The organism is Vibrio rubrogenes (assembly GCF_059641415.1).
Genome location: NZ_JCARSY010000037.1, coordinates 1 through 21,635, shown reverse-complemented (window position 1 = coordinate 21,635; position 21,635 = coordinate 1). Strand labels below are relative to the sequence as shown.

The following is a 21,635-nucleotide window of genomic DNA, read 5'->3' as shown; positions in this document are numbered from 1 at the left end:
TCAACCGTCAGTATGATTAATCATACCAATATGCTCTGTGACTCAGCGGGAACTCAGCCGGTTCAGCAGCCGTCGCACGGCACCGGGTTTCGCTGGTGCAGATAACTCTTGTTGATCCGTGACTGATGATGGCTCTTCGGACAGCTCCGCTTGCGTTGATGCCGACGTTTCGGTTTGTTCCGCTGTCACTTCAGACATTGCTTCAACTTGCCAGCTATCGCGATCCGGCAGGTAACGGCACTGCTGGGTGGCACTATCGAATTCCGGTGGCGGCGTGAATGTGGCACATTGCGGTTTGATAAAGTGATCATAACCATATTCAATAAAGACCGGACTGGTCCCAACCAATAAGCCGGACTCAGACGAATAATGATATGCGGTAATTCTGTTGTTCATGTTTATAGCCATCCTCTGAAAATTTTCACAGCAATATTGACGGTATAGGGGCGGTTTTCCTCAGCAGTGGGGACAACACGTGATGCATCGAATTTAAAATGACTAAGAAAGTCGGAAGTACCATCTTTTGCTGTCTTAATGTTTGTTGCGGAGCTGGGTATTGATGTCAACGCTCCATCCTGAATGTCATATGGTGGATTACCAATGAATTGAGCATGCTGTGCCTGAGTGGTACCAGTAATATTCCGAATCGCATCCCTCTGTGTTGTGCCGTGCGCCACATCTGATTTCGCACCGCGCCGGAAATGTCCCAGATGAAAGTTCGGTAATGTAAACGTTGTTGAACCATCACCGTCACCGAAATAAGCAGCGTAGGTCATTGGATCAGCATCTTTAGTCGCCTGTTCGATAATCAACTCGGCATCTTGAGCATATTGCCACAAGACTGCATCGGTGGTTCGGGAGACTTCACCACCATTAGCATTCAGCCAGCCGGGCCTCGGTGCGGCGATTTGAAAATCAGCGATCATCCCGACAAAACTGCGCTGGATATCATTATCGGTCGTGAGTCTTCGCCATGTACCAGAGATAGACTGATATAGAAATACACTGGGATTATTGTGATTGTCTGAACCGGCAATCACAGAGTAATAGCCATCCGGATGCTGGATTTTGATTCCTTGGCTCTCTTTTTGAGCGCCGGCTGAAAAATGGAGCAGCCCTGTCGGTGCGGTATCTAATTGTGCATCTTCCGTTACGATGCCTAAATCCACCGGTGAACCAAATGTACCAAATTGCCCGAATGCCTGTTTCAACTGCTGCGGTGACACCACACCAGCGCCTTGGCCGGCATTTACTTGTTCATCGCTCGCTAAAACAACCATCCCTTTTGACAAGGTCGTTGCATCGGGTAAGTTATGTTCATCCAACCCCAGATGACGGCGATCCGTCACCCGGCCGTCCGTCTCAATCCGAGCAATTTGCGTGACATAATGCTGAACGCCATCGGTAACATAGTCCATCAAAGCTGTGGTACTGGCCGTGATTTTCCACTGGCTTGCCCAGCGGCTTCGTACATCACCCTGCCAGCTCACATCGAGATAAATCCCGCAATCTGGCACGACATCTGCGATGTCGGTCTGGCTAAGATTGACACAGCGCAGCCCTGCCACATATCCCGTCCCGGCTTCACAGACATAGGTTCCATCAACAGACTTCACCAGAAAACCATCCGCTAAAAATGAAGCGGCACCAAACAGGTCATAACATGCCAAACGTAAATCGTCGTCAATACCATATAAACGGGCCTGATAATCGATCTGCCAACTTTCCGGAGTGACATGAATATCCGCTGCAGTCGCAGCACCGGAATATTGCTGCACACAAGAACGAATACTCGACATCTCCGGCTCTTTGGTTTCTGTGACTTTATGTACTACCAAACCACAGGAATGCTCAGTATGCTGGTCATGCAGATAAATGGCATTGAAGGTAAACACTTCAACGTCGCCGGGAATCACCACCGAGTAGATTACTGCATCCTCGTTGAGCTTAGCTTTCTGGGTAATCTCCTGACGATAGACCCAGTAAGACGGATCCGGTAATCCCTGATGGCGATCAATGGCTTGGTCCGGATCCAAATCCGGCAGATAAGCAAAAATCATCTCATTCATATCCGGGGCCAGCCCGTTGACCAGACGATCTTGCAAATAACGTTCAAATTCCAACGGAATGACAACTTGACTCATAATAAAACCTTTCTCTTGATCACGATGAATAAGGGCTTACAGCATCCAGCTATTTGTGGGCTGTCTAACCCTCATCGTATTTTGAATTGCATGATGATTTTCATTACACCGTCAACGAGACTTCACTTTGTTCAGCACACGCTGCATCATGGTCGCTTTAGGTGATTCTGCTATCGGCTCGGGATATGACAGAACAGGACGCTCACCAAACGGAAAACCGTCACTGTCCGGATAATCGCACAGCAGCTTCCGATAACCGAGCAAGCCTAGATACTCGGTATCACTCAAGGAGGAAGTCCGGTAATGTGGCTCATAGTTCTGGTCTTTCTCGTATTGATCGATACGGTCGAGCACATTGCGAAGCTGTTCATCGCGCCAGTTTTTCTCGACTGATGTTTGATAGTGACGCTCTTTCTCGATGTCATAAACCCATGAATCCGCCCCCTCATCCCAAACATCAAATAGCCCCGGAGCAATCAAAGTATGGGTTTCAGGCACAGTCCCTAACGCTGTGATTTGATAATCTTCATCCGTTTCACTGGCCCGATCTTTGGCATAAGCAATCTGGCTCCGGTTGTCTTCTACTTGTTGCCATTGGTTATCAATAAAGCGGACAACACAACCATCATCTGACTGCGGCGGCGGCTCTAAAGTACACTCCGGCGGCAAATCAAAATATAATTCTGTAATTGTGTATTCATGCCCTTCATGATCCCAATACGGCGTCCCCACCTGATTAAGATAAATTTTCCATTTCCCGTCCACATATAAAACGGCTTGTGAACGCTGGTCATAATCGGGCGGTGGTGCTGTAATTGCGTTTTCTGGATATGTGCCATCGGGGGAACCAATGGTAAATAGATCGCCCGTCTCTGAGTAATAGATCTTTGACTTCATGTCCTCAATTTCTTCAGACCATGTGCCACTTTCAGCCTGAAACCGCGCGGTTTTTCCGACAGCCGATGGATGATATACAACCGATGTACAGTCTGAGCCAAGGGTGGTCCCCACAGCAACATGTTCAACACCGTTCCCCATCCACCATCCATTATCATCGATATACGAGACTTCGATGTGCTGAGATTCAGTTACAAAAGAACCCATTATCCTAACCTCACAATCCAGTTAAACTTTCTATTTCTGATAGTGTTCTGAGTTGCACCGAATGCGGTAATTGCAACATTATGAGTGTGTGATCCAAGAGATATAGAGTGTATATGTTGTGGCGAGCGACTCGATCTGCCAACGTCAGATACATTGCCTGTCGCCATGATATTGTACCCCTCATAAACCTTACTTGGTCCTGTCCCCGAAGCAGCATAATTACCTGATGACAAGTTCGATGCTCCTGTCTGAGGTGCTGAGTTACCACTTCTAAACAAATAGTGCTCATGATCTCCCCCCCCATTCGTGTTTCTATCTCCTAAGTCGGTACTGGTAACAGATGAGTCAGGGTGTCCATGCTGTTTGATCTGATCCGCTTCATAAGAAAGCACGGATTCCTCATCTTTCTTACCGACAATCGCCAGCCCGCGCATATCCGGTAAAACCCCATCGGTATATAAAGCAGCCAGTACGGGATAAGCTTTTGTATCAAACGCCTGTCCTTTCATGATCGCCCATCCGTCAGGCGCGGTATCAGTCGGCCATGGTTGGGGCGCTCCTACCGGACACATGGTGCTGACATGCTCCGCCATCAGAGCTTCCGTCCATTTTTTTCCAAGCGAGTGATACATAACCAAAGTGTTGTTACCTGCGTGATACCCGCCAGCAATCACAGAGTAATCACCACTGGGATGCCGAACTTTCATTCCCTGATACTCGGTTTGCGTACCACTAATCAAACTGGATGCAAAATGAATCAATCCGGTTGGAACCGGATCGAATTCCGCATGATTTTCAATCACGCCTAAATCGATGGCTGTCCCGAAACTGCCAAACTGACCTAAAGCTTGCTTCAGTTGCCGGGCAGATAGAACCCCCGTCCCCTGTCCTGTATTTGCTTCATGGTCGGTGGCTAATACGACGGCACCTTTAGTGTTTGTTGTTGCGTCCGATATGCCGGTGAGAACGGTATACCATTTATTCTGTGTCGAATGATAGAAGACCAGTTTCGGATCTCCCGCATTATTTGAAGCAGCAATAATTGTATACGCTGGGCCATAGATTGATTTAACCCCTTGCCATGCAATATTAATGTTATTATTCAGCGGTAATGTTGATGTAAATGCAATCAGTCCATGTGGTGCTGAGTCAAAAGCCGAATGCTCAAAAACATCCCCTAAATTATAGGCTGAACCAAACAAACCAAATTGAGACATTGCCGCTTTCAATTGTTCAGCTGAAAGGATATCGGTTCCTCGACCGTTCAGGGCATCATTATCAGTTGCCCGAATGACAGCCCCTTTGGTGGTTATCGTCGCATCAGGCAGTTTGTTTTCGTCCAGTCCTAAATGCCGCAAATCCGTCACACGACCATCCGCTTCAATCTGCGCGATTGGCGCGATATAGTGCTGAATAGCGTCTTCAACATAGTCGGTTAACGGGGTGGCACTCGCGATTAACTTCCAGTCCGTCATCCAGCGGCTGACAACTTGTCCCTGCCAGCTGGCATCCAAATAAATTTTAGAGTCGGCCTGGACATCAGTGAGTTGAACCGGTTGCTCATTGATACAACGCAAACCTGCAACATAACCCGTCCCGGCTGCGCAGGTATATTGACCATCAACAGACTGCACCAAAAAACCATCGGCAAAAAACGACGCAGCGCCGAACAGGTCAAAACATGCCAAACGTAAGTCGTCATCCATACCATACAAACGAGCGTGATAATCGATCTGCCAGCTCTCCGGGGTCACATTAATTTTGGCCGCCCTTGCGGCACCGGTATATTGCTGTACACAAGTGCGGACACTCGACATCTCCGGCTCTTTGGTTTCCGCGCTTTTGTGCACCACCAGACCACAAGAATCCGCAGTCTGTTTGTCATGCAGATAGATGGCATTGAAAGTAAACGCCTCTACCTCGCTGGGAATCACCACCGAATAAGCCACTGAATCATTGTTCAGCCTTGCCTTCTGGGTCACATCCTGTCGATACACCCAATAACTTGGCGCGGGTAATCCTAAATTGCGATCAATGACCTGCTCCGGATCCAGGTCCGGCAAATAGGCAAAGATCATCTCATTCATATCCGGTGCCAGACCGTTGAGCACTCGATCTTGCAGATAACGTTCAAAGGCTAAAGGAATCGCTACTTGACTCATTATCTCCCCCATTATAGTGATGCACTATACAGTGCAAAAGTTTGATGAAATCCGTTGGCAGCCAGTGTCACCGTTGACGGATAGACAATTTGAAAACGATAGCGGCGACAGGTGCGCCCATACTGACGAATCAATGTCTGGAGCAATCGGGTATTCATCGATATATCGCTGTCAGTTAACTGAATAAGGCAGACATCCCATTCGGTGGGGTCTTGTCGTTCCTTGAAGTCCACAATCCCGACGCCCAACCGGGCGAAAATACGTTTGAACCCAGCCACGCTACCGGCATCTTTGGCATTGATCGCCGCATACTTCACCCGTGACCGGAACAGACTCAGCGGCTCACCGGCAAAGCGCTGAATATCACGATCCCAAGCCAGTAAGTTCAGTAATGACTCATGACAGGTCAGCGCATCGATCTGTTGCAGCGGAAACAGCAAAGCCGCACGAATTTTATTCAGAAAAGCTGTTACGCCCCGGGTCAGAAAATAAGGTTCTTTCACAGTGTCTGACGTTGTTGCACCATCTTCCCACCACGGAATCACTATCTCTTCCATTTGAGGTGCATTTTGATCACTCATCTGCCAACTCCCCAACTGTTAAAGCGTTCAAGCGTGGCTGTGTATAACCACTGACAATATCTTCCTGAATCTCGCCATCAAGCGTGATGCGCACGGATTTCACGTTAGCCATGTTGTTGTGAATCTCCGTCGCCATGCGGGAGATACTGAACCGGCTCTGGGGGGCTGCACGGGTCATTTCGTCATACGCCTCCGTTTCACGAAATGCAGCCCGAATCCGATCTTTCACTTCCTGAAGCGTTTCCGCCATCTGCGCAACGGTCAGATTTTTTGCCAACACCACATCTGCAATCACATCGTGACGCGTCTCAGGAATCGGTTTACAGGTCAACACATCACCATGACCGTGATGACCCTGATTCATGATGTAATCATTCAGTGTTTCAATAATCGACTGCGGTGTTTCCCCCACTTCAACCAAGATCAGCGCTTCTGCCGTTCCCGGCGTGATATCACCAGTATTGCGGAAGAAAATGTTATCGCTGCGAATGCCCGCAACACTGGCAATAATCGAACGGTAAACATCGTTAATGTGCCACTCACCGGAGCCGGTAAAAGCGTTTTGAAGCCGCAACGCGAGTTCTTCATCGGTCTCTTCATTGGCCCCCAACCGGGTAATCCAGCCTGCCTCATTGACGACAGAAACAATCCCGGCAACTTCGGTCGGCAGAATATTGAGGTAGCCCCCCGGCAAGTTATAAGCAACGCCGGCCTGTTCTGCCTCGACGGGAACCTGTCCGCTTGCCTGTCCGGCAGGAATCACCGTATCTTCAGTCACCTTAACCCGATAAACGACGCCTTCAATTGCGAGTGTCTGTACAAACACTCCACGCTCGACAAGCACTTCATCATTGATATTCTCTTTGGTCATCGTCAGATAACCCTGGGTTTTCACCGCTTGTTTCGGTTCAACATTCAGTTCCCACGCTTTCAGCTCTAAGGCCCAGCGTTCTGCGGTTGCCACAAACATATTTGGCATGACATGTGTAACCAAAAGGGTTCTGGTCATCCATAATGCAGGTTTGACGACCGCAGCCCGTACCCAGCGCCAGAATGGTGACATTTCAGTATCATTCGACAGTAAACTGCCAGCCGCAGACACTTCTGTTTTCAGTTGGTCTTCTAATGCCTGTTCGGTCAGCGGAACGCCGGATTCCGCCAGCATGGTTAAAAAATCGGCTTGGGGTCTGTTACTCATGTGTTCACCTCTGTATTGATAACGCCCTCGCTGTCATATGCCTGAGCAGAGAGCTCGACGGTACCGGATACATCTCCGGTTACGGTGGCTGTGCCCGGAATAATCCGGAGATCGTTTTCCACAATTTGTTCAATTTTCAGCAGCACATTAGCGCGCAGTACTGGATTCCTCTCGGCTTGAAGCTCTCTGGCTAAACCCGATTCCATGATGGCGTGCTTGACATCCTGTGCGATGCTATAAGCATCGCTACAGAGAATTGGCTGTTGCCCGGCATCAATATCCCAGCCGCCATCGACCACTTTGATATCGATATACTGTTTATCCGACATTGATTTCGTCCCATTCTGCGAGTTGATCCGGCGTTAAACCGTTCGGTGCGGTGATATAAATGTCACCGAAGCGTTTCACCTCACTCACCTGTTGGCTTTGTGTGTTGGTCATGTTTTGCACCATACCGGAAGGCAAAGTGTTCTGTTGACGTTTGTAAGCCATCACCGAATCATTCCCGGACGGACGTTCGCTGACAGACGCCGATGTTTGGGTAACGGGTTGAACCTGTTTCTGGATGTTCTCCGTCGCTCGGACTTCCGTTGACGTGCGTTGTTCCGGTTTATCTGCCTCATCGCTTCCAAGTGACAAACCGAGCTTGCCGGCTATCCAGGAAATACCAGATCCGATGGATTTGAACATGCCGATAATTTTATCAACATATACTTTTATCTCATTGAAAATATTCGCGAAAACTGCACCTAGACTTGTTCCAGAGAGATAAGAAACAAACTGTCCCCACATCTCACCCAACCAGCCAAACAAATTGCCGATTTGCTGGAAAATCTCGATTTTCGACATGGCTGCCACCAGATCGTCCCAATATTTAATAATCAGATAAACAGCTGCAATAAGTGCGACAATACCTAAGACAATCCATGTTACCGGACTAGTCATGACCGCCATTGCAGTCGAGACGCTGGGAATCAAGCGGCCAAACACGGTCATCACGTTTGACATGGCTCCCATCACTCCCTGAAATGTAGTGATCACTGTTGAAGCCGATCCCATGACACTTTGGAAAATACCGGCAGAATCAGAGACCAATGTGATCGCGCTTTGTACGCCACCTAAAGTACCGGAAGCCGACTTCATGACCCCATCAAGCGATGTCATACCGGCCGCAACAAACTCGGTACCGCTAGCAAGAAAAGGAAACTTTTCACCTAACGAGGTGACTTTAGCAATGCCTTCCCCCATCCCCTGAGAGAGGCTATTTTTAACATTATCGAGCGAGGAAGAAATAGGACCTAAATACTGTTGTACTCGCCCGCCCATGCCAGACAATCCTGCTGTTTTTTGCGAAATACTGGTTAATTGCTGATTGACTGACGCCGCAAGATTCTTGACACCATTTTTCAGCCCGCCGGCAGAAAAGGCCGTCCCGATATTTTTCACATTGCTGAGAAAAGATTGTGTTCGTTGAGACAAAGCTGCAAACTGCGCCTTGGCAACACTGGCAAACCCTTTGATCCCAGCACTCGAAAACGATGTAGCCAACCCCTTGCCGACCTGAATGAAATTCAGGGTTCGTTGTGACACCGCTGCAAATTGCGCTTTGGCAACACCGGAAAAGTCTTTGACCTTTGCTTTAGCCAGATCAAATGTTTCGATAACCTTATCAATCCCCTGATCGAGATTGTCGGCAAATTTATTGATACCTCCTTCAGCATCTTTAAATACTTGGACCAGTTGACTTCCGAGACCGAGCGAGAGAATTTCGCTCGATACTTCAGAAACATTCTCAAGAAGGCGACCGACATCTTCCAGAGAGTCGATACCTCCGACATCCCAATCCATCGTCAATACAGGTTCAAGTGATGTTCCCATTTCAGTAAACGTCTGGATGACATCTGAGGCACTGGATTTTACCTTGTCAAAATCGTTACTGGCGGTTTGGACAATCTGATTGATCTGGTCAACGACACCGGTCAAAGGCTGAGTCACCTTATCAATCATATTGATTTCTATTAAGACTGAATCGTTCATCGGTGATTAAATAACCTCGCAACTGCACTCATAACCGCGACTTCCATGCGCTCTTTCTCATGTTGATCGAGCCAGAGCGCCCTTGCTAACTCTTGCGGTTCATCCTCTCCGTCAGGAAAGTAATGTCGCCGCAGGGTGAGCGCCTGTTCCAACCCGTTGGTTTCAATGCGCTTCACCCGCTCCGTTAGTTTTTTAGGGTAATTGAAATCCCGCCTTTGGAAGATTCATGTACCAGACTGAAGACTTCCATCACCAGGCCGGGAACCGTATTCATCAGTTCAACCAGTTCACTCTTCTGTTCTGCATCAACAGTGCGCTCAAGATAAGTCCGTGCCGGTTCAACTTTGCTGTCCATCGACACATGGTTGGTATAGTTGTTGGCATCATTCACTGTTGGTTTGAAAGTAAAATCAGTCTCACCAATCGTGACAACAACCGGTTTAATGGTAAAAGCAGCTTTAGTCATCTCTGTTTCTCTCTTCACAATATGCCATGCGGCATGTATAAAATTGATGTTAAGTGGGGCACAACCATCCCTTCAGGCCGCAGAAATCCCTCAGGGCTGACCCTGATACAGTGGTTTCTCGATAATTTTCTCAGCCTCGGTGCTCGCTAGCCTGATATGGTAAGGCAGTTCCCCGTTGTTAGAATCGCGGCCTAATCAGCCGTATTTAAAAATATTTGAATAATGATGCATTCAGAAAATGCCATAAGTTCTCATTCAACTATCAATTTAATCTGAGCCGCTGTCGATTAGCCGATCAGATTGCGAGTATCGGCCTGAGACAGATAAGGCACACCATTGATCCTGACGAAGTTCGGGCTGGTGACAAAGCCTTTCAGTTTACGGGTCGATTTATCCGCACTTTCTACATCAATATTGAGCAGATCAGAAACCAGGAATTTCACACCGTACAGTTCGATTTTGTCTTCATCTTCACCGTTATGGGCATAAAACTGGATATCCTGTAGTTTCATATCACGATAGCTGCCTGCTTCTTTTGCGGCTGCATGGACTTTCTGGAACTGTTTTAGATCCATTTCGAGTTCAACATCACAGCTGACTTTACCGTCGGTATAACCGTCTGTCACACCACGGGTAAAGGCAACGGCTGACTCATCACTGATTGTTGCTGTTGCACTTTTAACATGGACATACACTCCAAATAGTGTCGTATCAAAGCTACGACCGGAAAAACGGGCACTCATGCTTTATCTCCTTGGCTGATATAGATTGCAACAGTAATTTTGACCGGGCATTCATACGGCTGAACAGCCATATAAATTTCAACTTCAGTGCTGTTAACCCACTTAATTTGAATGTCATCATCTTCCGGTGGATAGATTTCACCCGGATTGCCGGTCAGTGCCATTTCACGCAGATCCTGCGTCATAAACAGTTTTGCCTGTGCTTCACTCTGCGGTGTCGAGTTGAATGTACGGTCCGCAATGCGGGCAATGGCACGGATACGGACTTTACGGGCGGCTTTCATTGCGACACGGATATGACGGATGTCCTGAAAATCACCGCCTTCCACATCGAGGGTTCGACCGGTTGTCCAGTATTGACCGTCATAGTCCGGATACCACATCGGGCAGGAAATTCGGTTTGACTCCAGTGTTTTCAATACAGACAGAGCTAACGCTTTGCCATCTTTGTCGGTCAGAAAATCAGTTGACCCGACCACACTACCGGTTTTAATCCGAGCCGGAGAATCCGCAATCGACGCATCAACCTGATTCGCCAGACGGCCACAATATTTACCCAGTGTTGAACCATCTGCATGAACCGATGGCACCACAGTGATATATTGGCTGGCAACACCGTCAACAATCGCAACTGACTTCGCTAACCAAGCTTCCCACGTTTCACCGTTGGTTGCGTCGGTATTATCGATTTCCGGCAAACAGCACACTGCGAATGTTTCCCGGCCAAGTGCATTTTTCAGCTCAGTGCGCATTGCAATCGCATCTTCAAGCAAGGTTTTATCCGTTGCAGGGAAATCCAGTACAAATGCTTCGAAACTTGCAGTTTCATTGGCTTTACGCACTGCATCTTTCCAGTCATCGGCTTGATCAAGTACCATCACGCCGGCAGTCCATTCGCTACCACCATTGAGCTGTGCAGCCATCACTGTAGTCAGCAAAGAGTCTCCGGCTGAAGACAGTGCTTCTTCCAGATCGGTTGAAGCATCAACAACCGTTAACTCACGTTCTGCACCGGAAACCGTTCCGTATCCGACAAACAGAAAATGATATTCCACCCCGGCAATGGGACCTTTCATCATGTTTTTAATATTAATAATAACGCTGGGCCACGCCATGTTATCCGCTCCTATTTAATGTGATCATCCGATTGCTCTGCTTGCTTGTCATGTCGCTAACTTACAATGCCAAACAACCGCTTGGTGTGATCCAATCCCGGCCGGGATTGGATCGCCTTTGGTTTGAGTGAATCAGAAACAGTATTCTGCAATCCCCAGCCGCTTAACGCCGACCTGTCGTGAAATCACCTAATGTTTCCGCCACCCAGATTTCATATGTATCAATACGCCACTGTTTACCACGCCAGTAAATCGGCCCTGCAGCATCTTCTGTCACGCTGACGGGTTCTTCAAACTCAACATCGATCACAATCGTTGAATGAGCTTCATCAACCGCTGTCATCTCAATCATTGGATTGTTCAGAACCGCAGCCATTTCCCGGTCAGGATCGTGATCCATCAGCCAGGCGCCGACATTGGCAAACAGCACCGCAGGGCTATAGGTGAGATGCGGAAAATTATTGAATGCCAGACGGGCGTGATAACGCAGTCTCATTAACTGACAACCGTTGCCCAAAGACTGACTGTCCAAACCCAGAGAAATATTCTTCATTTGGCTCGTCAGGGTTTGTGCAATTTCATCTCCGACACAGCTTTCAATGAATGTTTTAAAGTTTCTGAGCTTGTCGCCCGCTTCATACTGAGCCATGAAACTGTCACCTTACTGTGGGTTAGCCATCTAGAAATTGAACTATCTTCTATTGATATTTTTTATAACTATCAATGAATTAGATAATCACAATCTCGTTGTATTTTGCCCGTGTTGTTCGGGTTGAGAGAAGAATACTCGGTCTGAAAAAAAGCTGCATCATGTTGAATTCGGCCTGATTCGGATATTGGATAAAACGGAACAGACTGGAATTAATCAGGAGAAAATAAGTGATAAAGCGTGTGTTTTTGTCGATATTTTGTTCAATATCTATGCACTGATATGCTCTTCGGAAACTTTTGATGAGACATGGCCGGGAAAAGTGGGCAATCAACGCGGTTTGAGCATCTGAGCTTCATCACCATAAAACGAACTCATATCAGACAGAGCCGCCTTTGCGCTGAGTTTATTCGTGCCTGTTTGTTTGCAGTTGTTTGTTCGCACTTGTTGTTCGCAGTTAATAGTAAGTTTTTTTACATTTTGCTAGGTATATGCCATCGAGCTTGTTATAATCGAATCAATTATTCATCAGAGGGAAAGGTATAAATATGAGAGTGTTATGCCCTGAGTGTGGTCAAAAAAGCCGGATCCAAAAATCGAACCGGATTACCAACAGTCATGCTGATCTGTACTGTAGTTGTAGTGACCCCGAATGCGGTCACACCTTCGTCATGAATCTGTCTTACAGCCACACTCTGAGCCCTTCGGCCAAGGCCGCCAACCAATTAGTCTGCAATCTAATCAAGTCTCTGCCACCCGAAAGTCGAGCCAGCCTGCAACAAGAATTGTCCTTAATTTAATCGGTTTATCTCCCTTTCAGTCAGCCGCTTCGAAAAAAATGCTCAAAACGGCTGACTGAATCTTTTCTCTCTTCTTTCTCCTCAGTTATATTTCCAGACATTCACCGAAAAATGTAAATTATCTTTCATACAGCAGAAAACAAAGCCTCGATAAGACATGTCGGCATCGCCATGAGCTGATACAGAAACAACTGACATAAAAAATCTTCCTGTTTCATCCTCAAGCGGCTCAGCCTCGGGAATCAGCAGAAAGATTTTTAGTGTGAATATACGAATTTGCGTGACTCATCCATCTTGACCACCTCACTCAAGATGTTGCAGGAAGAGATTTCAAGGTGTGACTTTGGATGCCCGCCATTGCAGGTAATCGTCAGCCTGAGCGGCACACTGACTCAAAGCTGATTTCAGACGGGGAATATCTTCCGTAATAATCTCCGGCCAAGTGCCGTTGATACCTGGTTTATAACAGGGAACGATCATGCCTTCCGGTGGCAAAATATACTGTGTCTGAATGACCGGCTGTGGTTCAGTATGATTCACGCAACCGTTCAGTAACAGTAACAGGGACAACACAAGGATGACCGGATATTTCCTGCTGTAGTGTTTGAATCTCATGGCGTAGCTTTTCCTCGTTATCAGCACTGTTTCTAGCCCTCCTGATCAGGATCTGATTCATCTGTTCCCGCTCCTGAGTAACCTGATCAAGCACATTTTTCTGCATCATAATTTGTACACTGGATTGAGAGACCTGAGCTGTCAGTTTTTCATTCTCGGCAACCAACCATTTCACTCTGAGAATCACACTGACAACGCCACATCCGAGCAGCAGATAAATGCCAAGTCTTACATATCCTTTAAAGATCATTCATCACCTCAGAATCCGAGGGCGTATGCCCGAGTTTCATCAAGGCATCCCTGACTGAAATTTGCCCCTGACACAGCTGAGTTTCAATGTCTCTGCGTGTCACAATCCCCCAGCAGCGATTTTGCGCCACACGACAATCTTTGCCATTCACATATACCCAGCGATTAAACTCCAGACACGCCCCCTCAATATCTCGTTGCTTCAGTTTGCGATAGAGTGTGGAGCGGCGCAGCGCATTCGTTCCCAGGTTATAGCTGAAATCAAGGGCGGCAATATGAACATTGGGTGGCAGTTGATAATGCAGGTTTTCCAATGGCTCATTGTGATAATTCAGAGAACTGGCAAGCATCATGGCACACTGTTCATCACTGTAAGACATATCCTGACGAACCCCTGCCGTTTCTCCGAAGCAGACCGTCCACACCCCTCCCGGATCCTGATAAGCCTCATTTCGCTGACCTTCAAGTGTTCCGGTAATCGCCACGGCACCAAAAAGCACCGTACCAATCAATCGGTTATATTTCATGCTGACCTCTATCTTTACTTTTATTTTTACCTTTGTGACTGAAACAGAAACAAACGCATCAATGTAATACCAATGCCGATCACGGATAAGGTTGTGCCAATGAGAAAAGCGATATCTGAGCCATACCAGACAAAGTTTCCTGCCAGAATGTCATGTAAACTTGAATTCATCATCGACTGATAATTCTCTGCACCCTGGGCGACACTGACACCAACTCCCGTACCACTTCCAACAGCAATTGACATCGTTGCTTTTTCAGAAATAACAGCTCCCCCCTGTCCGGTTTTAAAAGAAAAAAAACTCATCGTTGCGTTTCTCCTGTCAGGCAGAAAGGACGATTTGTATTGATGTTGAATGTACTGAAATGAACCCCATCAGATTGGTCTTGGAACATTCATGCATCCTCATAGATATGTAACTTGTTCATATCCCGATCCCAGTGCTTGAACAGATGTTTGCTGGGATGTTTGCCTTTATCACAGCGGTAATCATGTTCCAGCCACGCCAGACAGATGGCATCGGTCGGCGCAAATTGATAATGGTACATCCGGGTTTTAAACCGGGTCGCAATGGCAGACAGCCCGGATGCATGTTTTGCGGAAATCCCTTTCTGAACCATATTGGTCACCGTGCTGTATTTCACACCGAGATAATTGGCAATATATTCATAAGCTTTACACTTATTCATCGGCATTCTCCGAACCAAAGCTGAGAACGCATGATTCATCAGTTCTTTACGCATGGCGTTGATTTCTACTGTGGTAAATTCCATGATTTATTTCCCCATTTTGTTGCTCTGATGTCGCTGCCCTAGCTCAGCGACACGTTTAAATATGCCGGTTAAAGTGTTCGGATCCGGCACCCCGCGCTCACAACGCAACCGATCAAATTTTGTCGTCACCGTTCGTGATGACAATCGGGCAACCTGCGGTGGTAAGGTGCCATTTCGTTCACGCTGCAACCATTTGTGATAGGTTTTTTCAAAAAGCTGTCTGGCTTTTTCCTGACTTAATGTCCGCGTATCAAACTCACATTCATTGCGTACTAACTGTTCCAGACGACTTTGTGGTGCACGTCGTGCCATCATGCGCTGATAAGCTGGCATCCACGCATCGTCATCCAGACACCAGGCACAGAATTTCCCCGGTCCGGGAATAAAGTCGGACGAATTTGCCCGGGCCATCCGGAGACCACGTTGCACCTGCGCCATGGTATTTACTCCCTGCTCCATCATCGCTTTGACATAGTTCAGCTTCAGCATCTCGTATTCCTGTTCGCTCCGGATCGAAGCGCGCCATGCCGGATGAATTCCCCGTAACTCACGTAAAATCATGTTGACGATCTGAGCGGCAAACATATCGGGAGAGCGCTGCTCTGCGGAAGTTTCACTATCAGCCGACAAAATCTTCAATTCATCTTGTATTGCTTCATAAGTTATTGGCTTCATCATTGATTCCCTCACCGTGGTATGAATCAGTTCTGTCGTTCAGGAAACTGGTGTAACGCATCGATCCAAGCGGTATCCTCATCATCAGGCTCCCAATTTCGGGATGAATGTCCCGTATTAACGTTCTCGCACACATAGCGGGCTTGTGAGAGGTAACCCGGAAATTTGTTCATATTAAATAGCGTGGCCGGTCGTAGATATTGGCGCATCCGGGCATCATTTCCCCACTCTCGAACTTTGTGATCAATCACAGCCATCAGATCCTGAACTGAAAAATCTTCCTGCAGGCGAGCCATGATTAAACCGGCTGTCTGTCCTTTGGGCTGAAAGCGTGTCTGTGCCATTTTATTCAGATGAAAAACAACATCTTGCATGTCTTTCTGATTCGGTTGCACAGTCAAAACAGAGGTCTCTTTTGCGACCGGCTGCGCAAGGATCAATAATTGATCATTCCGTTCTTGTTTTGGATCCGTCCTTACTTGTGTCGTCTGAGCCGGATCTGGTTCAGCCAGATCTGGCTTATCCTTTTCAGAACAAGAAACAGCATGAATTGCCTCATCCGGATAAACCGTTTTTGGTTCATCAAAAACAATGTATTCAATCTCTCCGCTGGCGCGCTTTTGGGTCATCACATAACCGACCTGCCGCAGCTCTTTCAAAATGGCATAGACGCCATCCCGACCTGTTTTCTTCGCAGATCCTTGCGTCACATTTGCTAAATGAGCCGGGCTGACCTGCCAGTGATCCGGTTTCGATAGCAGATAGGTCAACATCCCCATCGCCTGAAAGGACAGATGCCCCTCCTGAAAAATATGATTGCCGACCAACGTAAAACACTGATCCCGTTTGGCCCGTCTAATACTCATCAATCCACCTTTTAACCGCCGAAATATCACGTCTTTGCCATACTGAAAAACGGGTAAGGATCCAACGTCTCACCACAATTTTGATAACAATAGTAAGGAAACTTTCATTCAGTGTAAATATAATGACGTAATAAAATTTTCTTTCTCTATGTAAAAATCATTACAAAAGTACTGTATACTTGGATTGAAAAAGACTATGATAGGAACTCTGAATGCGAACACCGGTCAGAGTTCTAACAAGAAACAACCAGTTGAGGATATCCCGTCATCACGGGCATTGTGATTTATGATTGTTGAATTAGGCGAACGGCTCAAAGCCAGACGAGAAAGTTTAGGGCTCACCCAAGATATGCTGACAGCCCGGGTGAAAGAGATAGATTCATCACTGAGTCTGAACCGAATTACGATCAGCCAAATCGAAAACGGAATTCAGTCAAGTATGAAAGATCGCTTATTACTGGCAATGTCTAAAGCATTAGAATGTTCACCGGAATGGATCGTATACGGAACCAATTCTGCCAATGCCAATCACTCCGACTCATCGTCGCAGGCAAACGTCAGCAACGGCCCTTCGGTCTCAACCATGTGTCCGGTAATTTCTTGGGTAAAAGCCGGCGATTTTTCTGAAGCCGTAACACCGTACGCGCCTGACGAATACGAATATTATCCTTGCCCGGTGCATAGTGGCCCCGGTACTTATATTCTGCGGGTTCGGGGTGACTCGATGGAACCCCGGTTTGAGGAAAACGATCTGATCTTTATTGATCCGAATCTGGTCGAGCCAGAACACAACAAGTTTGTCATTGCAATGCTGACCGATTCGGCAGAAGCAACATTCAAGCAGGTACAAGTGATTGATAATAAGAAATATCTGAAGGCACTCAATCCTTCCTATCCTCCGGAGCTGCGTTTTTTATCGATTAATGGCAACTGTCAGATCATCGGGACAGTGATTGCCCATATGAAACCCATTTAGAGAATCATAAAAAAGGGGAGCTTCACGCTCCCCCTCTTCTTCAGATCAAACAACAAGTCTGTTACAGAATCATCCCACCGAAGATAAATCCGAATGTAACCGCTGAAGCAATGGTCACCACACCCGGGATAAAGAAAGGATGGTTGAAGACATAGTTACCGATCCGGGTTGAACCCGTATCATCCATCTCCACTGCCGCCAATAATGTCGGATAGGTTGGCAGAACAAAGAGCGCACTCACCGCAGCAAAAGAAGCCACCGCGGTTAACGGTGCAACCCCGATAGCCAACGCAGCCGGCATCAATGCCGTAGTTGTCGCACCTTGAGAGTAAAGAAGCATTGACGCAAAGAACAGCGTAATTGCCAGCATCCACGGATATTGTTCAAGAATATGTGCAGATAATTCTTTAATCTCGTTGATATGACCGGAAACAAAGGTATCACCTAACCAGGCCACCCCGAGCACACAGACACAGGCACTCATCCCGGATTTAAACGTTGAAACCGAGCTGATTTTTGAAGCATCGACTTTGGTAAACAAAATGATTGCTGTTGCGGCCATCAACATAATCGCCATAATCGCTTGGTTGCGGCCGATTGCAGGGTCAGTAATCAGTCCGACCGTTTTACTGATCATGGTTGCATAAGCAACCACAGCGACGATCGCAATCACGAAGATATAAACAGACGTCTTCGCGGAGGGTAAAATCTCACGTTTGGTCGCACCACGAACTTTAATCAGACCTTTTGCCAGACGTTCTTGATAAATCGGATCATCTTCCAGATCTTTGCCTAAGAAATTAGCCACAAAAGCACCGACCATACAGGCAGCAAACGTGGTTGGAATACAAACGGCCAATAACATCAGATAGCCGACGCCTAACGGCTCAAGAATACCGGAGAAAAATACCACCGCAGCAGAAATCGGGGATGCCGTAATCGCAATTTGAGAAGCAACCACCGCAATAGACAGAGGACGTGACGGTCTGACTTTTTGCTCTTTCGCCACTTCAGCGATAACCGGCAAAGTTGAAAATGCCGTATGCCCAGTGCCCGCCAAAAGTGTCATCATAAAAGTTACGATAGGCGCGTAAAAGGTAATTTGTTTCGGATTTTTTCTTAAAAACTTTTCTGCCAAGTCAACCAGCCAGTCCATACCACCGGCAACTTGCATTGCTGCAATTGCAGTAATCACGGACATAATGATTAAAATTACATCGACCGGGATGGTACCAGCGTGCATACCCAATCCCATTGTCAAAATGATGACGCCTGCCCCGCCGGCAAATCCAATGCCGATACCGCCAATTCTGGCGCCGAGAAAAATGAAGAGCAGGACAATAAACAGCTCTACTGCTACCATGATGATACCTCGTTAAGTTATTGTATTTTAATTAATAATTTTTATTCCAATATCGAATAATGACTTAGTGGGGCAATTGATAGCAGATCCATTGCAAGCACCCTCTCACAAACTAAAATCCCTCACGTCTCAACCATTCAATAAAGACTTTAATTTACGAATTCCGTCTTGCTTTTGTTACAGGAAATCAAACAATAGATAACTTCCTAATCACAAAAATATATTTATGAAATCAATATTCTTCCTATATTCACAAATAAAAAACACGCTATATTTACATTTGAAACAATTGATAATTTGAAGCAATCGATTGAACTTTAATTATTTCCTATAGATAAAATAGATGACTTAAAATTGATAACTCTCGCCGTCGTTTCATATTCAGTGGCAATAAAAAAAACGAAAGGAGGCTTGATCGATTAACCTGATGGAGGGAGACGGATAGATAAAAATGGGAAACATCTCTCATATTAATCATCAAGGATCCTTAGTTTATTATGTCGGAAATCATGTAATGATTACCTGTCACTAAAATATAAGAATCCTTTCTGAACAAAGATTAGTTTAAAAATCCATCCTGATTTTGAGTTTCATCATACCGTACCAACGCAAAAATAACAGTACTTAGATCACCTTTTTGGTGCATGTTATTATTGAGCAAAAAATAAATAAATAAAAATTGATCTAAATAAAATAATCAACATATTGAAGAAATCTGACACAACAAATGTTGTGCCAGATATAAATGAATAAATTGATTTTAATCAATTAGCCGTTGCGATAAATATAACTATAGGCATTAATTGCAGGGACACCGCCCAAGTGTGCATATAATACTTTAGAACCTTTCGGGAAGAATCCCTTGCGCGTCAGATCAATCAAACCCTGCATCGATTTTCCTTCGTAAACCGGATCAGTCATCATCCCTTCCGTACGAGCGGCAATTCGAATCGCATCATTGGTTTCATCAGAAGGAACGCCATAAGCCGGATAAGCATAATCATCCATAATGATGATATCTTCTGCGGTGATCTCCTGACCCAGTTCAACCAAATCAGCCGTATGTCGTGCAATGCGTAAAACCTGCTCATGGTTTTTCTCCGGCGTCCCCGAAGCATCGATACCAATCACCTTTCGTGCCCGGCCATCGGTCGCAAAACCGACCACCATTCCGGCCATTGTCGAACCAGTCACCGTACACACCACGATATAATCGAATTGAATGCCCATTTCGGCTTCTTGTTCGCGAACTTCTTCAGCAAACCGGACATACCCCAATCCACCGTATGGATGCTCAGATGCTCCGGCAGGAATCGGATAAGGTACACCACCTTTGGCTTTCACATCTTCGATCGCATTTTCCCAACTTTCGCGAATACCGATATCAAACCCTTCATCAACCAGCTCAATTTCAGCCCCCATGACCCGACTCATCAGGATATTCCCCACGCGATCGTAGACCGCATCCTGAAATGGCACCCAACTTTCCTGAACCAACCGACATTTCATACCGATTTTCGCAGCCGTCGCAGCCACCAGACGGGTATGGTTTGACTGCACGCCACCGATGGTGACTAACGTATCTGCGCCACTGGCAAGCGCCTCAGGGACAATATATTCCAGTTTACGAATTTTGTTACCGCCAAAAGCCAGCCCACAATTGCAATCTTCCCGCTTGGCATAAATTTCAACTTCGCCCCCCAGAAACTCACTCAGGCGGCTGAGCTTTTCAATCGGGGTCGGACCAAAATTAAGCGGATAGCGTTTAAACTTTTCCAATTTCATGACAGATTTCCTTTTATACGATGACCAGTCCAATCAATCCTGTTTGAAAGGATATGCATTTAGATTACTCAATCCGAAATGAAATGTGCTTCCGATTTATTATCATTTTTTTAATAAATATTTTACAAAAATGTAGTAAATAGATATTTTAGAAAAAATATTCTCATTAAAATGAAAGATAATTTCATGAATCAATCACTTGATCGCATCGATCTGAAACTGCTGCGCCTGCTACAGCAGGACGGCAGAGCAAGTAATGCCGTACTGGCAGAAAAAACCAATATTAGTCCGGCAACGTGTCACCGCCGCATCGAACGCCTGTTCAAACAAGGAACCATTCAGTCAGTCAGAGCAGAAATTAATCCGCAGGATATTGATTTAGGAACGCTGGTCACTGTCGGTGTGGTGCTGGATCGCTCGACTCCGGAAAGCTTTGCCGAATTTGAGGCGGCAATTGTTCGCCTGCCTGTCATCATTGACTGCCAGTTAGTTGCAGGTGAATTTGACTATTTTCTCCGGGTCAGGGTGCAAGATATGGCAGATTTCAACCAACTTCATGCCAATCAGTTGATCGCCCTGCCCGGTGTGCGACAGATCCGAACTTTCTTTGTCATGAAAGAAGTCATTCACCATGCTCCGTTACGATTCTAACTCATGGAATTTGCAGTCATGATTAAAGGATATTGCATCGCAGTACAGCAAAACCTTAATCATGACTCGGTGGATGCGAGTGCAGTACAGCAGTTGCTCCTATTGATATTTGCCTGAGAGGCAAAAATAAAGCATAAAAAAACGGAGCATCACAGCC

The 21,635-nt window shown here is 46.4% G+C and carries 25 protein-coding genes; 3 read left to right on the top strand and 22 right to left on the bottom strand.

The features are described from left to right. Window positions 1-42: 42 nt before the first annotated feature. The 13 genes from AC55NX_RS17905 to AC55NX_RS17845 form a co-directional block, all read right to left on the bottom strand. On the bottom strand, window positions 43-396 hold the full coding sequence (locus AC55NX_RS17905) for a hypothetical protein (RefSeq protein ID WP_496996967.1): 354 nt from the start codon (window positions 394-396) through the stop codon (window positions 43-45). A gap of 2 nt (window positions 397-398) precedes the next feature. Beyond that, a complete protein-coding gene (locus AC55NX_RS17900; protein WP_496996966.1) occupies window positions 399-2,144 on the bottom strand; it encodes a phage tail-collar fiber domain-containing protein in 1,746 nt (581 codons plus the stop codon). A gap of 111 nt (window positions 2,145-2,255) precedes the next feature. Beyond that, window positions 2,256-3,248 (bottom strand): hypothetical protein, encoded by a 993-nt coding sequence (locus AC55NX_RS17895; protein ID WP_496996965.1) that lies wholly within the window; start codon window positions 3,246-3,248, stop codon window positions 2,256-2,258. Further along, the gene (locus AC55NX_RS17890) at window positions 3,248-5,410 is read right to left on the bottom strand and encodes a tail fiber protein (protein WP_496996964.1); all 2,163 of its coding nucleotides are present in this window, start codon (window positions 5,408-5,410) and stop codon (window positions 3,248-3,250) included. The genes AC55NX_RS17895 and AC55NX_RS17890 overlap by 1 nt, the downstream gene beginning before the upstream one ends. An 11-nt stretch (window positions 5,411-5,421) precedes the next feature. Next, complete coding sequence (locus AC55NX_RS17885) at window positions 5,422-6,006, bottom strand: phage tail protein (protein WP_496996963.1); 585 nt, start codon at window positions 6,004-6,006, stop codon at window positions 5,422-5,424. Beyond that, a complete protein-coding gene (locus tag AC55NX_RS17880) occupies window positions 5,984-7,189 on the bottom strand; it encodes a baseplate J/gp47 family protein (protein ID WP_496996962.1) in 1,206 nt (401 codons plus the stop codon). The genes AC55NX_RS17885 and AC55NX_RS17880 overlap by 23 nt, the downstream gene beginning before the upstream one ends. After that, window positions 7,186-7,518, bottom strand: coding sequence for a DUF2590 family protein (locus AC55NX_RS17875; protein WP_496996961.1), 333 nt, complete (start codon window positions 7,516-7,518; stop codon window positions 7,186-7,188). The genes AC55NX_RS17880 and AC55NX_RS17875 overlap by 4 nt, the downstream gene beginning before the upstream one ends. Continuing rightward, window positions 7,508-9,196 (bottom strand): hypothetical protein, encoded by a 1,689-nt coding sequence (locus AC55NX_RS17870; protein WP_496996960.1) that lies wholly within the window; start codon window positions 9,194-9,196, stop codon window positions 7,508-7,510. Before AC55NX_RS17870 ends, AC55NX_RS17875 begins: the two co-directional genes overlap by 11 nt. A gap of 26 nt (window positions 9,197-9,222) precedes the next feature. Further along, window positions 9,223-9,402 carry a DUF6890 family protein gene (locus AC55NX_RS17865; protein ID WP_021019856.1) on the bottom strand — a complete coding sequence of 60 codons (180 nt, stop codon included), beginning with the start codon at window positions 9,400-9,402 and terminating at the stop codon, window positions 9,223-9,225. 8 nt (window positions 9,403-9,410) lie between these two features. After that, entirely contained in the window at window positions 9,411-9,692 is a 282-nt protein-coding gene (locus AC55NX_RS17860; RefSeq protein WP_059122548.1) for a putative phage tail assembly chaperone, read from the bottom strand. Between the two features lie 287 nt (window positions 9,693-9,979). Further along, entirely contained in the window at window positions 9,980-10,435 is a 456-nt protein-coding gene (locus AC55NX_RS17855) for a phage protein (RefSeq protein WP_496996959.1), read from the bottom strand. Beyond that, window positions 10,432-11,550: a DUF2586 domain-containing protein gene (locus AC55NX_RS17850; protein WP_496996958.1), complete on the bottom strand. Its 1,119-nt coding sequence runs from the start codon at window positions 11,548-11,550 to the stop codon at window positions 10,432-10,434. The genes AC55NX_RS17855 and AC55NX_RS17850 overlap by 4 nt, the downstream gene beginning before the upstream one ends. Before the next feature lie 163 nt (window positions 11,551-11,713). Continuing rightward, window positions 11,714-12,199, bottom strand: coding sequence for a phage tail protein (locus AC55NX_RS17845; protein WP_496996957.1), 486 nt, complete (start codon window positions 12,197-12,199; stop codon window positions 11,714-11,716). Window positions 12,200-12,747: 548 nt separating this feature from the next. Between AC55NX_RS17845 and AC55NX_RS17840 the strand changes: the two genes are divergently transcribed. Further along, window positions 12,748-12,999, top strand: a complete 252-nt coding sequence (locus tag AC55NX_RS17840; protein WP_021019862.1) for an Ogr/Delta-like zinc finger protein — start codon at window positions 12,748-12,750, stop codon at window positions 12,997-12,999. 330 nt (window positions 13,000-13,329) lie between these two features. On the opposite strand, the gene lysC is transcribed toward AC55NX_RS17840, so the two are convergent. The 7 genes from lysC to AC55NX_RS17805 form a co-directional block, all read right to left on the bottom strand. Continuing rightward, window positions 13,330-13,539 (bottom strand): Rz1-like lysis system protein LysC, encoded by a 210-nt coding sequence (lysC, locus tag AC55NX_RS17835; protein ID WP_496996956.1) that lies wholly within the window; start codon window positions 13,537-13,539, stop codon window positions 13,330-13,332. After that, on the bottom strand, window positions 13,526-13,864 hold the full coding sequence (locus tag AC55NX_RS17830; RefSeq protein ID WP_496996955.1) for a hypothetical protein: 339 nt from the start codon (window positions 13,862-13,864) through the stop codon (window positions 13,526-13,528). The genes lysC and AC55NX_RS17830 overlap by 14 nt, the downstream gene beginning before the upstream one ends. Then, a complete protein-coding gene (locus tag AC55NX_RS17825) occupies window positions 13,854-14,390 on the bottom strand; it encodes a lysozyme (protein WP_496996954.1) in 537 nt (178 codons plus the stop codon). The genes AC55NX_RS17830 and AC55NX_RS17825 overlap by 11 nt, the downstream gene beginning before the upstream one ends. 26 nt (window positions 14,391-14,416) lie before the next feature. Next, complete coding sequence (locus AC55NX_RS17820) at window positions 14,417-14,695, bottom strand: hypothetical protein (protein ID WP_496996953.1); 279 nt, start codon at window positions 14,693-14,695, stop codon at window positions 14,417-14,419. An 89-nt stretch (window positions 14,696-14,784) separates the two neighbouring features. Then, the gene (locus tag AC55NX_RS17815; RefSeq protein ID WP_496996952.1) at window positions 14,785-15,162 is read right to left on the bottom strand and encodes a hypothetical protein; all 378 of its coding nucleotides are present in this window, start codon (window positions 15,160-15,162) and stop codon (window positions 14,785-14,787) included. Window positions 15,163-15,165: 3 nt separating this feature from the next. Then, a complete protein-coding gene (locus AC55NX_RS17810) occupies window positions 15,166-15,840 on the bottom strand; it encodes a replication protein P (RefSeq protein ID WP_496996951.1) in 675 nt (224 codons plus the stop codon). Between the two features lie 23 nt (window positions 15,841-15,863). Continuing rightward, window positions 15,864-16,703, bottom strand: a complete 840-nt coding sequence (locus AC55NX_RS17805) for a conserved phage C-terminal domain-containing protein (protein ID WP_496996950.1) — start codon at window positions 16,701-16,703, stop codon at window positions 15,864-15,866. A gap of 286 nt (window positions 16,704-16,989) precedes the next feature. Between AC55NX_RS17805 and AC55NX_RS17800 the strand changes: the two genes are divergently transcribed. Then, complete coding sequence (locus AC55NX_RS17800; protein ID WP_496996949.1) at window positions 16,990-17,679, top strand: LexA family protein; 690 nt, start codon at window positions 16,990-16,992, stop codon at window positions 17,677-17,679. 61 nt (window positions 17,680-17,740) lie between these two features. Here AC55NX_RS17800 and AC55NX_RS17795 read toward each other — a convergent pair whose 3' ends face one another. After that, on the bottom strand, window positions 17,741-19,042 hold the full coding sequence (locus AC55NX_RS17795; protein ID WP_496996948.1) for an anaerobic C4-dicarboxylate transporter: 1,302 nt from the start codon (window positions 19,040-19,042) through the stop codon (window positions 17,741-17,743). A gap of 768 nt (window positions 19,043-19,810) precedes the next feature. Beyond that, the gene (locus tag AC55NX_RS17790) at window positions 19,811-20,827 is read right to left on the bottom strand and encodes a 1-aminocyclopropane-1-carboxylate deaminase (RefSeq protein ID WP_496996947.1); all 1,017 of its coding nucleotides are present in this window, start codon (window positions 20,825-20,827) and stop codon (window positions 19,811-19,813) included. Between the two features lie 186 nt (window positions 20,828-21,013). On the opposite strand from AC55NX_RS17790, the gene AC55NX_RS17785 reads away from it, so the two are divergent. Beyond that, a complete protein-coding gene (locus AC55NX_RS17785) occupies window positions 21,014-21,478 on the top strand; it encodes an Lrp/AsnC family transcriptional regulator (RefSeq protein WP_496996946.1) in 465 nt (154 codons plus the stop codon). The last annotated feature ends 157 nt before the right edge of the window (window positions 21,479-21,635 follow it).